The sequence below is a fragment of the Litoreibacter ponti genome, from assembly GCF_003054285.1.
Taxonomy (GTDB): domain Bacteria; phylum Pseudomonadota; class Alphaproteobacteria; order Rhodobacterales; family Rhodobacteraceae; genus Litoreibacter; species Litoreibacter ponti.
The window spans coordinates 87,067-100,042 of record NZ_QBKS01000002.1; the positions used below are offsets into that span (position 1 = coordinate 87,067).

Annotated in this window: 13 protein-coding genes; 3 read left to right on the forward strand and 10 right to left on the reverse strand. The window is 64.3% G+C overall.

The genetic code is table 11. From position 1 onward, the window contains the following. Positions 1–10: 10 nt before the first annotated feature. The 5 genes from C8N43_RS14280 to C8N43_RS14300 form a co-directional block, all read right to left on the reverse strand. On the reverse strand, positions 11–646 hold the full coding sequence (locus tag C8N43_RS14280; protein ID WP_245913034.1) for a glutathione S-transferase family protein: 636 nt from the start codon (positions 644–646) through the stop codon (positions 11–13). Between the two features lie 7 nt (positions 647–653). Then, the gene (betC, locus tag C8N43_RS14285) at positions 654–2,159 is read right to left on the reverse strand and encodes a choline-sulfatase (RefSeq protein WP_107846452.1); all 1,506 of its coding nucleotides are present in this window, start codon (positions 2,157–2,159) and stop codon (positions 654–656) included. Positions 2,160–2,162: 3 nt separating this feature from the next. Next, positions 2,163–2,729, reverse strand: coding sequence for a choline-binding transcriptional repressor BetI (betI, locus tag C8N43_RS14290; protein WP_107846453.1), 567 nt, complete (start codon positions 2,727–2,729; stop codon positions 2,163–2,165). A gap of 112 nt (positions 2,730–2,841) precedes the next feature. Beyond that, a complete protein-coding gene (locus C8N43_RS14295) occupies positions 2,842–3,729 on the reverse strand; it encodes a DMT family transporter (RefSeq protein WP_107846454.1) in 888 nt (295 codons plus the stop codon). 38 nt (positions 3,730–3,767) lie between these two features. Beyond that, on the reverse strand, positions 3,768–4,370 hold the full coding sequence (locus C8N43_RS14300) for a LysE/ArgO family amino acid transporter (protein WP_107846455.1): 603 nt from the start codon (positions 4,368–4,370) through the stop codon (positions 3,768–3,770). A 91-nt stretch (positions 4,371–4,461) separates the two neighbouring features. Here C8N43_RS14300 and C8N43_RS14305 point away from each other — a divergent pair, with 91 nt between their 5' ends. Next, on the forward strand, positions 4,462–5,331 hold the full coding sequence (locus tag C8N43_RS14305) for a LysR family transcriptional regulator ArgP (RefSeq protein WP_107846456.1): 870 nt from the start codon (positions 4,462–4,464) through the stop codon (positions 5,329–5,331). Between the two features lie 60 nt (positions 5,332–5,391). On the opposite strand, the gene C8N43_RS14310 is transcribed toward C8N43_RS14305, so the two are convergent. Then, a complete protein-coding gene (locus tag C8N43_RS14310; RefSeq protein ID WP_107846457.1) occupies positions 5,392–6,132 on the reverse strand; it encodes a YebC/PmpR family DNA-binding transcriptional regulator in 741 nt (246 codons plus the stop codon). Positions 6,133–6,317: 185 nt separating this feature from the next. Here C8N43_RS14310 and C8N43_RS14315 point away from each other — a divergent pair, with 185 nt between their 5' ends. Further along, positions 6,318–7,115 carry a lysozyme family protein gene (locus C8N43_RS14315; RefSeq protein ID WP_146174229.1) on the forward strand — a complete coding sequence of 266 codons (798 nt, stop codon included), beginning with the start codon at positions 6,318–6,320 and terminating at the stop codon, positions 7,113–7,115. 39 nt (positions 7,116–7,154) lie between these two features. After that, the gene (locus tag C8N43_RS14320; protein ID WP_107846459.1) at positions 7,155–8,936 is read left to right on the forward strand and encodes an SLC13 family permease; all 1,782 of its coding nucleotides are present in this window, start codon (positions 7,155–7,157) and stop codon (positions 8,934–8,936) included. On the opposite strand, the gene C8N43_RS14325 is transcribed toward C8N43_RS14320, so the two are convergent. The 4 genes from C8N43_RS14325 to C8N43_RS14340 all read right to left on the reverse strand — a co-directional run bounded on the left by C8N43_RS14325 (position 8,933) and on the right by C8N43_RS14340 (position 12,974). After that, positions 8,933–9,382 carry a hypothetical protein gene (locus tag C8N43_RS14325; RefSeq protein WP_146174230.1) on the reverse strand — a complete coding sequence of 150 codons (450 nt, stop codon included), beginning with the start codon at positions 9,380–9,382 and terminating at the stop codon, positions 8,933–8,935. The genes C8N43_RS14320 and C8N43_RS14325 overlap by 4 nt on opposite strands. Positions 9,383–9,466: 84 nt before the next feature. Continuing rightward, positions 9,467–11,254, reverse strand: coding sequence for an SLC13 family permease (locus C8N43_RS14330; protein WP_107846461.1), 1,788 nt, complete (start codon positions 11,252–11,254; stop codon positions 9,467–9,469). Next, entirely contained in the window at positions 11,254–12,162 is a 909-nt protein-coding gene (locus C8N43_RS14335; protein ID WP_245913036.1) for a DMT family transporter, read from the reverse strand. Before C8N43_RS14335 ends, C8N43_RS14330 begins: the two co-directional genes overlap by 1 nt. Beyond that, entirely contained in the window at positions 12,159–12,974 is an 816-nt protein-coding gene (locus tag C8N43_RS14340) for a TIGR00282 family metallophosphoesterase (RefSeq protein ID WP_107846462.1), read from the reverse strand. Before C8N43_RS14340 ends, C8N43_RS14335 begins: the two co-directional genes overlap by 4 nt. Between the last annotated feature and the right edge of the window lie 2 nt (positions 12,975–12,976).

Consider the following 12,976-nt stretch of genomic DNA (forward strand, 5'->3'; position numbering starts at 1 on the left):
GACCTCTCCTTCAAATGGTATCGCGCAAGGTCTCGTAAGAGACCATCACGCAGTGTCTGTAGGCGGGCCGTTCGGCCAGCCGGTCCGCGTAGCGCCGCAGATGGGGCAGCGGCGCGCGGTCAATCTCGATGTCGAAATAGCGGTACAGGACATGGCCAAAGACGATATCGGCCAGCGTCAGACTGTCGCCGCACAGGTAGTCCTGATGGGCCAGCCGCGCTTCGGCCTTGGCCAGATGCATCTCCAACGTCGCGACGGCCTGCGCAATCGCCGCGTGGTCCCAGCGCGCCTTGGGCGTGCGCACCACCTGCCAGAACACCGGCCCGGTAAAACCTTCGGCCACGTCGCGCTTGGCCCATTCCGCCCACATATCCACCTGCGCACGCGCCAGCGGATCGGCGGGCCAGAACGCGTCTCCGCCATGGCGGGCGGCCAGATAGCGCAGGATCGCACAGCTTTCCCAGATCGCGACATCGCCCTCGCGCAGCACAGGGATCAGCCCATGGGGGTTCAGTGCCAGATAATCGGGCGTGTCCAGCGGCGCGAAGCCTTCGCCATAGTCGAGACGTGTATAGTCGAGGCCCATCTCCTCGAGCGCCCACAACACCGCCTGCACATTCGACGAGGTCGCGCGTCCGTAAAGCATCAACATCTCACTCGCCCCGCGGGAAACGCTGGCTCTCTTCGAGCACGTTGAGGTCCATGTGGTTGCGCATGTAGCGCTCGGACGCCTTTTGCAGCGGCTGGTAATCCCACGGGTAGTAACCGCCTTGCCGCAGCGCCTCGTAGACCACCCAGCGCCCCGCCTGGCTATGGCGCACATCGGCGTCAAAACTGTCGAGATCCCAACGCGCCTCCGCCTTGGCTTGCAGCGCCGCCAGCGTGCCCGCATGGGCCGGATCGCTCGCCAGGTCGCTCAGCTCATGGGGATCAGCCTCGAGGTCGAACAGCTGGTCTGGATCCAGCGCACAGCGGTTGAACTTCCACTTGCCGTAGCGCAGCGAGACCAGCGGCGCGTAGCTCGCCTCCGCCGCGTATTCCATGGCCACCGGCGCGTCGCGCGCCTCACCCCGGCCCAAGGGCGCCAGCGACACCCCGTCCGTCCACGGCATCACTTCCGACATATCCACGCCCGCCAGATCGCACAGGGTCGGGCACACGTCGATGTTGGAGACCGGCGCCTCCACCAGCCCCGCCTCCATGTCGGGTGAAGCCACCATCAGAGGCACCCGGCTCGAGCCCTCGTAGAAGCTCATCTTGAACCACAGCCCCCGCTCGCCCAGCATATCGCCATGGTCCGAGACGAACAGGATCGTGGCCTCCTGCCGGGTCGCCTCCAGCGCGGCCATAACCTCGCCCACCTTGTCATCCAGGTAGGAGATATTGGCGAAGTAGGCCCGCCGCGCGGTGCGGATGTGGTCTTCGGTGATGTTGTAATTGTCGCGGTCATTGGCATCGAGGATGCGTTTGGAATGGGCGTCCTGCGCCTCATACGCAATCGGCCCCACCTCCGGCAGCAGATGCGCGCAATCCTCATACAGGTCCCAGTATTTCTTCCGCGCCACATACGGATCATGGGGGTGGGTGAAGCTCGCAACCACGCACCACGGCCGCGCATCGGCCCCGCGCGACAGGTCGTAGATCTTGCGCGTCGCGTGGTAGGCGACCTCGTCGTCATATTCCATCTGGTTGGTAATCTCGGCCACGCCCGCGCCGGTCACCGACCCCATGTTGTGATACCACCACTCGATTCGCTCGTCGGGCTTGCGGTAATCCGGGGTCCAGCCAAAGTCGGCGGGGTAGATATCGGTGGTCAGCCGCTCTTCGAACCCGTGCAGCTGGTCGGGGCCGACAAAGTGCATCTTGCCCGACAGGCAGGTCTGATAGCCCGCGCGCCGCAGATGGTGCGCAAAGGTCGGGATCGCGCTCGAGAATTCCGCCGCATTGTCATAGACCCCCGTGCGCGACGGCAACTGGCCCGACATGAACGACGCCCGCGCCGGCGCGCACAGCGGCGAGGCGGTGTAGGCGTTCTTGAACCGCGTGGACCGCGCTGCGAGCTTCTTCAAGTTCGGCGCGTGCAGCCAGTCGGCAGGCCCGTCCGGAAACAGCGTGCCATTCAGCTGGTCGACCATGAAGATCAGGAAGTTCGGGGCCATATCTCAGCTCTCCAGATGCGGCGCGGCCTGCGCCATGATCAGTTCGACCGGGTCGCGGTCGCGCGGCGCACCAAGGGCCGCGCGGATATAAAGCCCGTCAATCATCGCGGCGATCGCTTCGGCCTGCGCTTCGGGCGCGCGCGTGAGGGGACGCAACGCGAATAGCAGGTTGGAGCGCAAGCGGCGTTGATACACGGTCAACAGCCGCATGGCCTCGTCACTTTGCTGGGCCTGCACGTAGAAATTTAGCCAGGCCGAGATCACGCCGGGGTCAAAGCAGCTTTCCGCGAAGCTTGCGGCGATGATCGCCTCCAGCCGCGCCCTTGGCGTGGCGGCATGGTCGAGTCGGCTGCGCACCTCTGCCCCGAACCCGCGCAGGATGTGGCGCATCGCGGCGAGGAATATCTCGCTCTTGCCGCCGAAGTAGTGATGCGCCAACGCCGACGATACCCCGGCGCGTTTCGAGATCGACGCCACGGTGACGTCCAGGGATCCTGCCGCCCCCACCTCCGCAATAGTGGCGGCCACAAGCGCTTCACGTCGGATCGGTTCCATTCCCAGCTTCGGCATGGCTCAGCCGTAGCGGGATTTTGATTGACTCGTCAATCAATAAAAGAGTTGCGTTTTCAACTCTGCAGCGCCGCTACGACCGGCAACTAGAGTGTGCAGCAAGGTCGCTCTGCTACACCTCCGCCGCCCCCAACGCTTTCTTCAACACATGCTCGCGCCACGTGATGAAGCTGACCGAGCCAAGGATTACGACACCGCCCAGAATGACCCACGCATCAATCCCTTCTCCAAATACCAACGCACCGAGCGCGACCGCCCAGACCAGCTGCAGAAACGTCACCGGCTGGGTCACGGTGACAGGGGCCGCCGCGAAGGCCAACGTCATCGAGTAGTGGCCCGCCGTTGCGAAGATCGCCAACAGGAACATCCAACCAAGCTGCGCCAAGGTGGGTGTGACCCAGACCATCGCCGCCAAGGGGGCCAGCCCGATGGTGACCGTGATCGAGAGCATCCCCACCACGACCGCGGGCGACACCTTGTCCGCCATCACCTTGGCCGACAGGTAGCTACCGGCGAACATCACGGCTGTGAACAGCATGGCGAAATGGCCGGAACTGAGCTCCCGAAAGCCGGGCCGCAGGATGATCATTGCCCCGACAAGGGCCATGGCCACCGCCATGATCCGACGCAATGCAAGCTTTTCGCCAAGGAATAGCGCGGCTCCGAGGGTCACATAAACCGGTGAGAGGTAGTTCATCGCCGTGACCTCCGCGATGGAGATCTTGGTCATCGCGTAGAACCACAAGGTCACCCCAACCGTATGAACCGCGCCGCGAAAGCCAAACATCTTCAGCTCCCACGAAGTCAGGCGCGCCGCACGGATCGGCTTGATCATCGGGATCAGGAAGACCAGCCCCAGCAGATAGCGCAGAAACGCCGCCTGCGCGGCGGGCAGGCTGTCGCCCACATATTTCACCACCGCGGTCACGCAGACGAACATAACGCCCGTCACCAGCATCCAAAGGACGCCCGCAACGGGCCGGTTTTGCTGAGAAGCCATTGCGCCACCTGACCCGCTCGCGCAGCGGGGCGCAAGCCCTATCCTTTCAGCAGCAGACCCGCCGCGATGGCCCACATCGTCAGCCCGACGACGACGTCCAGAATGCGCCACGCGACCGGCTTGGCAAAGAACGGCGCAAGCAGCCGGGCGCCATAGCCCAGCATGATGAAGAATGTGGCCGAGGCCAGGACTCCACCCGCCCCGAACACGAAACGCTGCTCGCCATATTGCGCCGCGATGGAGCCGATCAGGATCACCGTGTCAAGGTAGACATGCGGGTTCAGCCAAGTGAGCGCCAACAGCGTCGCCACGATCTTCCACGGGTTCGAGCGGGCTTCGCCCGAGGTCTCAAGTGCCTCGCCCCCGCGCCACGCATTGCGAAAGGACAGCGCGCCGTAGGCCAAAAGGAAGGCCGCGCCGCCGTAGCGCAGCACCGGGCCGAGCATCGGCATCACCTCTGACAACCAGCCAAAGGCGATAACCCCGGTCGCGATCAGCACAGCGTCCGAGAACGCGCACACTGCGACGCAAAGACCGACATGCTCCCGCCGCAGCCCTTGGCGCAGCACAAAAGCGTTCTGCGCCCCGATGGCGAGGATCAGCGAAAAGCTCAGTGCAAAGCCTGCGAGGAAGGTGGCCATTCTCGGGCCTCCGATTGAACACTTGGCCCGAATTAAGATACCTGCCATGGTAACTCAAACTTATACCTCTAATTCCTGATAAGACTTTCTTATGCTTGATTACACCCAGCTCGATGCGCTTTCCGCGGTTCTGAAAACCGGCAGCTTCGACGGTGCGGCGGGGGCTCTCAATATCACCCAATCCGCAGTCTCCCAGCGCATCAAGGCATTGGAGAACCGGGTCGGAGCCGTCTTGATCCTTCGCGGTCAGCCCTGCACAGCAACGCCTGCCGGTGCGCGACTGGCGGCACATGCGGACGCCGTGCGCTTGATGGAGGCGGGCCTGCTCGACAGTGCGCCCGCGGAAAACACGCCACTCCGGCTCGCGGCCAATGCCGATAGCCTGGCCACATGGATGCTGCCTGCGCTGGCTGAGACCGATGGCTTTCTCTTCGACCTCGTCATTGACGATCAGGATCATTCCGCGAACTGGCTGCGTTCGGGCGAGGTGGCGGCCGCGGTCACCGGGCACCCCGGTCCGGTGCAGGGCTGTGACAGCCACGCGCTCGGCGCCCTGCGGTACTACGCCACCGCCTCCCCGGAATTTGTCGAGAGGCACTTTTCCAAAGGGGTCACGGCCGAAGCCCTTTCGCGCGCACCAGCGCTGACCTTCAACCGCAAAGACCGACTGCAACGCGATTGGGCCACGGGAATGGCCGGCACGCCAGTGACGCTTCCCACGCATCACTTCGCGTCCTCCCAAGGCTTCATCGAGGCCGCGTCGTTGGGCATGGGCTGGGGCATGAATCCCGAGCCGCTTCTGCGGGACGCGCTCGCGCGCGGCGCACTATGCAAGCTGACTGAGACACCGCTCGATACGCCGCTGTATTGGCAGGTGGCCCGCTATGCCGCAGGCCCGCTTGCGCCGCTCACGCGCGCTATCAAGGCCGCGGCGCGCGCCAGCCTGATCCAGGAATTGTGACGAAAAGGGCGCGGCCAGCGCCACGCCCTTGATCCCGTTGTCCAGATGCGACCCGCTGATCTAAAGCTGGGCCATCACCTCGTCGGACGCCTCGAAATTGGCCGTTACGTTCTGGATGTCGTCGTCGTCCTCAAGGGCGTCGATCAACTTCATAAGCTTGGTCATGCCTTCCAGATCCAGCTCGGTCGTGGTTGTCGGCTGCCAGATCAGCTTGGTCGACTCGGATTCGCCCAGCTCCGCCTCGAGCGCCGTGGAGACCGCGTTCAGATCGGTGTCGGCGCAGGTGATGATGTGGCCGTCTTCTGAGCTTTCGCAATCCTCCGCGCCGGCCTCGATTGCGGCCATCATGACGGTGTCCGCGTCGCCGACCTCCGCTGGATAGGTCACCTGGCCCTTGCGCTCGAACATGAAGCCGACCGAGCCCGTCTCACCGAGGTTTCCGCCGTTCTTGGAAAAGGTCGAACGCACGGTGGAAGCAGTGCGGTTCTTGTTGTCTGTCATCGCCTCCACGATCACCGCGACGCCGCCGGGCCCGTAGCCCTCGTAGCGGATTTCGTCGTAATTCTCGGCGTCGCCGCCCTGGGATTTCTTGATCGCGCGCTCGATCACGTCCTTCGGGACGGACTGGCTTTTGGCTTCTTTCACCGCAAGGCGCAGGCGCGGGTTCTTGTCGGGATCGGGGTCGCCCATCTTGGCGGCGACGGTGATTTCCTTGGCGAGCTTGGAGAACAGCTTGGAGCGCAGCTTGTCCTGCCGTCCCTTGCGGTGTTGAATATTTGCCCATTTGGAGTGGCCGGCCATGGCGTCATCCCTTCGTCATTTTGCGCTTTGATATCAAGACGCACCTCTTAGCGCGCCCCTTCCCGCCCCGCAATCCGTTTCAAAAATGCGAACAATTTGAAGTTCTTTTGCGCGAGCGCGAAAGGGTTCGTCAACATCGCGGCGTCAGACCCTGTGTCAGTTGATTTCCTCAGAACGGGGCTTGCATGACACGACATCAAATTTCTTTCGGCTGGATGCTTTATCTTGGCATTGCACCCTTGTGTATCGCCGATCTCGCGCGCGCCAATGGCTCGCTGTTTTCCGGCACCCGCACCTTCGTGCGGGCAAGCTATTCGGAACCGGTCGCGCGGACACCATCGACTGCGATGCGCACGGCCAAGCGCGACATCATTGCGACGAAGGCGAGCGTCGGCAGTCTGTTTCTGGACAAGCCCGCGACAGGGCTGTTTGCGCCACACTCACCCTCCGTCTCGTCGCGGCACGCACATGCGCCGCGCGCGCAGCTTGTCCGCCTGCGTCGCCTGATCGAGATGGCAGAATCCCGGCGTGACGGCTACGACGCGGTGCAATTCGGGGCCAAGATCAAGCCCGCGAAGAAGCCCACGCGCATGACCTTGGGCGAAATTGACGTGTGGACCAGAGCGACACCGGGCCAGCCGCATGCCATCGGCCGCTACCAGTTCATCCCCCCCACCCTGCGGCGTTTGGTAAAGCACCTGGGGCTCACGCCCGGCACGCGCTTCTCGGAGGCGATCCAGGATCAACTGGCCGATGTTCTTCTGGCCGAGGCGGGGCTGGAGAGTTTCCAGAGCGGCGAGATGGAGCGCGAGACCTTCATGATCAACCTCGCCAAGATCTGGGCCGGACTGCCGACGCCGAACGGACGCTCATACTATCACGGTCACGCAGGCAACAAGGCGAGCGTGAGCTGGGAGCTGTTCGACAGTGAAATGGCCCGCATCTTCCCCGATACTGCGCCGACGCGGGTCGCGTCCAGATAGGGCTTTCACCCCCGCGCAAGACGGGGCAGTGTGCGCGCCATGACGACCGATCAGATCATCCTGTTCGCGCTGTTTGGCGCGGTGTTCATATTCCTTGTCTGGGGCCGCTGGCGCTACGATCTGGTGGCCTTCACCGCATTGATGGCGGGCGTGGTCCTGGGCGTTGTGCCCACCAAGGACGCGTTCTCGGGCTTCGGGCATCCGGCTACCCTTGTGGTGGCCCTTGTGCTGGTGGTGTCGGCGGGTCTTGTGCGCTCTGGTGCGGTGTTTTTGATCACGCGCACGCTGGTTGATAGCACCCGCTCGCTTGGCGCGCATATCACCCTGATGGGCGCCGTGGGCGGCGTCCTGTCGGCCTTTATGAACAACGTGGCTGCATTGGCGTTGCTGATGCCGGTTGACATCCAGACCGCACGCAAGGCGGGGCGCGACCCGGGTTTGAGCCTGATGCCGTTGAGCTTCGCGACGATCCTCGGCGGCATGGCGACGCTCATCGGCACGCCGCCGAATATCATCATCGCCTCGATCCGCGAGACTTCGCTGGGCGAGCCGTTCAAGATGTTCGATTTCGCCCCTGTGGGCGGTATCACCGCCCTTGTGGGGCTGATCTTCGTCGCAGTGCTGGGCTGGCGGCTGATCCCGCACCGCGAGGAGGACACGTCCAGCGGCAATCCGATGGAGGAATACGCGGAATACATCGCGGAGCTTACGGTGCCCGAAGCCTCGAAGCTGGAAGGCAAGCGCATCGCGGAGCTTCTGGACGACGCCGAGAAAGCCGATGTTGCCATCATCGGCCTGCTGCGCGATGGCAAACGGCGCTACGGCACCGGCCAGAACATCAGGCTGCGCGCAGGCGACGCGCTGATCCTAGAGGCGACGCCCGACGCGCTCGACGAGTTCCGCGCGGCCTTGTCGCTCGATTTCGCGGACCCGACGCGGCAAGAGCATCTGACCGCCGAGGGCGATGGCGTCACGATCGTGGAAGTCGTTGTCACCGACCAATCCCGCATCAACGGGAAAACCGCGCAGAGCATCGGTCTGGCATGGCGGCAGCGCACCGTTCTGATGGGCATCTCGCGCCAGGGCAAACGCATCAAGGAGCAGATCCGCAAGACCACTGTCGGCACGGGCGATATCCTGCTGCTGTTGGTCCCGGAGGGTCGCGAAAGCGACGTGACCGAATGGCTTGGCTGCCTGCCTTTGGCCGACCGCGGCCTGTCCGTGACAGCGGACGAGAAAATGTGGCTGGCAATCGCGCTTTTCGCGGGGGCGGTCACGGCCTCGGCCCTGGGCCTTTTGTACCTGCCCGTGGCGCTCGGGCTGGTGGTGGTGGCATTCGTGCTGACGCGCGTTATCCCCCTGTCAGAGCTCTACACCCATATCGAGTGGCCCGTGGTGGTTCTGCTCGGCTCGATGATCCCGCTGGGCGCGGCGCTAGAGACATCGGGCGGCACCCAGTTGATCGCGGGTGCGCTCGTCGATCTCACGGCCGGGCTGCCCGCATGGGCGGTGCTGACCGTACTGATGGTTGTGACCATGACGCTCTCGGACGTGCTTAACAACACGGCGACAGCCATTGTCGCGGCCCCGGTTGGCATCCAGATGGCGCAGACGCTGGGCGTCTCCCCCGACCCTTTCCTGATGGCCGTTGCCGTTGCCGCGTCCTGTGCGTTCCTCACGCCCATCGGACACAAGAACAACACGCTGATCCTGGGCCCCGGGGGCTACGGCTTCGGCGATTACTGGCGCATGGGCCTGCCGCTGGAGATACTGGTCGTCGCGGTCTCGATCCCGCTGATCCTGGTGTTCTGGCCGCTCTAGAACCCTTCGGCGCTTTCAAAGCGGTAGCTTTGGCCCGCTAGGTCCGTCACGGTCACCACCGCGATCGGGCGGAACGGCACCTCGCCCTCCGCCGGGGGAAGCTGGGGGCCGAAGACCTCGTTCAATTGGACGAAGTTAGGTGGCGTACCCGCGGCCAGCACCACCTCGTAGGTATAGGGATAGTCGCAGTCGCTCAGCGTGCCAGTCCAGCCATTGCCCGCCGCGGCGGAGGATCCGGCGTTACCGCGGCATTGCTGCAAATCATCCATGCCCACAAGCGCCGTGTCGCCATCGATGGCCACCGCGACGGGCCGCGTCGCGCGCGCAGGCGGCGGGACCGGCGGCTCGAACCGTGCGCCGCGGTCGAAGAGGACATCTGAAAGGAATTCGCACCCGGCCAGCCCCATCACGGCCACGGAAATCAAACAGCATGTTGTGGCGCGCATCGGGGCCTCCGCTAAATAGGTCGCGTTCATCTTAGCGGCAGCACACGAAGATGGGAAACCCCTTCGCCCACCGCCCAGCAGAAATCAGCCGGGGGTCATGGGCCAGATGAAGGGGATCACGAAGGACGCCAGCAGCCCGATCGACAGGTTCAGCGGGATGCCGGCCCGCATGAAATCGGTAAAGCGGTAGCCGCCCGGACCGTAGACCAGCATGTTCGTCTGATAGCCGATCGGGGTCGCAAAACTGGCCGAGGCGGCGACCATGACGGCCACAACAAGTGGCCGCGGGTCCATCCCCATTGCTGATGCGAGGCCGATCGCGATGGGCGTAACCACCACGGCCACCGCGTTGTTCGACACCAGCTCCGTCAGCACCGAGGTCAGCAAATAAATCCCCCAGATCACGAAGAAGGGCGGCAAGCCCATCATGTAAGGCGCGAGCGCCTCGACAATGAGAGAGACCGCGCCGGATGCCTCCAGCGCGGCCCCGATGGCCAGCATCGAGAAAATCAGCGTCAAAAGCCGTCCATCGACATGGGAAAATGCCTCTTCCGCGTCGATGCACCGCGTCAGCAGCACCGCCGCCACGGCAAGGATCGACAACAGGAAAATCGGTGCCACCCCGAAGCCTGCGAGCGCGACGAGCGCCAGCAACGCCACGATGGCGATGGGCGCGTGGGAGCGGCGGAAAGCCCGCGCCGAGGGGCGCGAGACGTCAACCAGCTCCATATCCGCGGCGAGCCGCGCGATGTCCTCTTGCGCGCCTTCCAACAGCAGGGTGTCCCCCACCCGCACGATCAGGTCATCCAGCTGCCGCCCGATATTCTGGTTCCGGCGGTGCACCGCCAGCGGGTAGACGCCGTAACGTCTGCGCAGCCGCAGTGAGCCCAGCGAGCGGCCAACCATCTTCGCGCCCGGGGTGATCAGCACTTCGACCGTGCTGGTTTCCACCGCCGATAGCTGATCCACGCGCTTCAGTTCCTTGTTGCGCTGAAGCGACAAAAGCTCGGTCATCTCGGTGCGCAATACGACGCGGTCGCCGACCTGCAGGGTCACGGCGGCCAGATTGCGGCGCAGGGAGGTGTCGCCGCGGATCACATCGACCAGCCGCACGCCCTCTCGCTTGAAGAGTTGCACGTCAAGCACCTCGCGCCCGATCAGGTTACTGTCGGGGGGGATCGCAGCCTCGGTGAAGAACTTCTTTTTCGAGCGGTCGGTCAGCATCATCGCCATGCTGTCACGGTCAGGCAGCAGACGCGGCGCGATGTAGCGCAGGTAGATCATGCCCCAGACGATCAGCACGATGCCAAGGGGTGTCACTTCAAAAATGGTAAAAGCCGGCAGCCCATTCGCGCGCGCGACACCGTCGACCAGAAGATTGGTTGAGGTGCCGATCAGGGTCAGGGTCCCGCCCAGGATCGCGGCGTAGGACAGCGGGATCAGCAGCTTGGACGCGCTGACGCCCAAGGTGCGCGACAGTTGCACGAACACTGGAATCATCACGACTACCACGGGCGTATTCGACACGATCGCGGAGGCCAGTACGACAAAGGCAAACATGCCCGCCAGCGCCAGCGCGGGCCGCGTCGCCGCATTGCGGTCGGCCACCGTCGTAAACCAGTCAAGCGCGCCGGTGCGCACCAAAGCCCCCATGATGATGAACATGGCCGCAATGGTCCAAGGCGCCGGGTTCGACAGAACCGACAGTGCCGCCTCGTATGGCAGCACCCCGGTCAACAGCAGCACCGATGCGCCGCCGATAGCCACGACCTCTGTCGGGTAGGTCTCCCGCACGAACAGGGCGAACATCCCCAGCACGACCACCAGCGCCACCGTGGCCTGGACGTTTTGCGACAGCTCTATCAGCTCCATCAGGCGGGGGTGTCCTTGATCGTGTCCAAGCGCGGGCGCGGCTGCACCAGCGTCAGCCCGAAGAGAAGTATAGCAAAGGCCGCCCAAACCCATAGCGAATATCGCTCGCCCAGCAGCCACATGGCCCAGACCACCCCGAAAGCGGTGACGAGGTAGCTGACCTGAACCGCGAAGACCGGCCCGGCACGGCCCACCAGCCACACATAGGCCGTGTAGACGCCCGCGTGGATCAGGGCGGAGCCCACGAGCGCCGCATCCGCCACCCCCCACGGCCCGCGCGGATCAATGAACTGCCCCTGCATCACGGCCAGCGGACCCGAGATCAGCGCGGCGATCACACTTGCTCCGAAAAGCAATCTCAGCGGACCAAGGCCGCCGGTGCCCCAGCGGGCCACGTAATTGCCTTCCATCGCGTAGAAGAGCGGCGCGATCAGAGCCAGCGGGATGTACCAGACCATCGCACGGTCCGGCAGGGACGCGTCAGGCAGCACGATCAGAAGGACGCCCGCGAGGCCGAAGGCCAGCCCCGCGAGGCGTTTCATCTCGAAGTTCTCATTGCCCAAAAGCAGCGCCACGGGAAAGGCCAGCATCGGCACCAGCGACAGCAGGATCGACACAAGGCCGGACGGCAAATAGACCAGTGCCTTATAGCTTGCAGCGCCGGGCAGAACCGTGCCGATCAGCGCGATCACCGTGCAGGCCCAAAGCTGCGCCCGGCCCAGCGGGATCGGATTGCCACGCATCCAGCAGATTACGCCCAGCACAATCGCAGAGATCACGACCTGCCAGAAGACCAGCCCGAATTGCCGGTAGCCGCCCTCGACCGCGATCTTGCCCAAAGGCTGGGTCAGCCCCCAGCCCGCTCCCATTACGATCAACGCGCCAAACAGGCCCGCGCGGTCGCTCAAACCGGGCCCGCCTGTGTCAGTCGACCGCCCTGGCGTACCAGCTCGATGCGGGTCGCGGCGCCGGTCTTGTCATCGGTTTCGACATAGAGGCCCGATAGCGTGGCCTCTTCCATCGCCGGGGCGAAGCGTCCCTTGACCATACCGGTCACGAAGCGGCGCATGGGCTCAGCCTTGTCCATCCCGATAACCGAGTGGTAATCGCCGCACATGCCCGCGTCGCTGAGATATGCGCAGCCGCCGGGCAGGATCATCGCATCCGCCGTCGGGACATGGGTGTGGGTGCCCACGCAGACGCTCGCGCGGCCGTCGCACCAATGGCCCATCGCCATCTTCTCGGACGTGGCTTCGCAATGGATATCGACGAGGGAGGCCTGCACCGCGCCGCCACGCGGATGGGTTTTCAGCACCTGCTCGAGCTTGCCGAACGGGTCCTCGAACGGGCGCTTCATGAAGACCTGCCCCAGCACCTGTGTCACGAGGATCTTGCGACCGCGGCCAGCCTCGAACACGCCGTGGCCGCGGCCCGGCGCGCCTTTGGCGAAATTGATGGGGCGAATGACGCGCGGCTCGGTCTCGATGTATTGCATCATGTCTTTTTGATCGAACGCGTGGTCGCCAAGGGTGATGCAATCCGCCCCGGCCTCCAGCAGCGCCTTCGCATGGGCCCCGCTCAGGCCCACGCCGGAGGTCGCGTTCTCGCCATTAACCACCACGAAGTCCAGTTTCCACGTCGCGCGCAGCTCCGCCAGCCGCGTCGCGATGGCCGTGCGCCCGGCGCGGCCCATAACATCTCCGAGGAAAAGGATTTTCATGT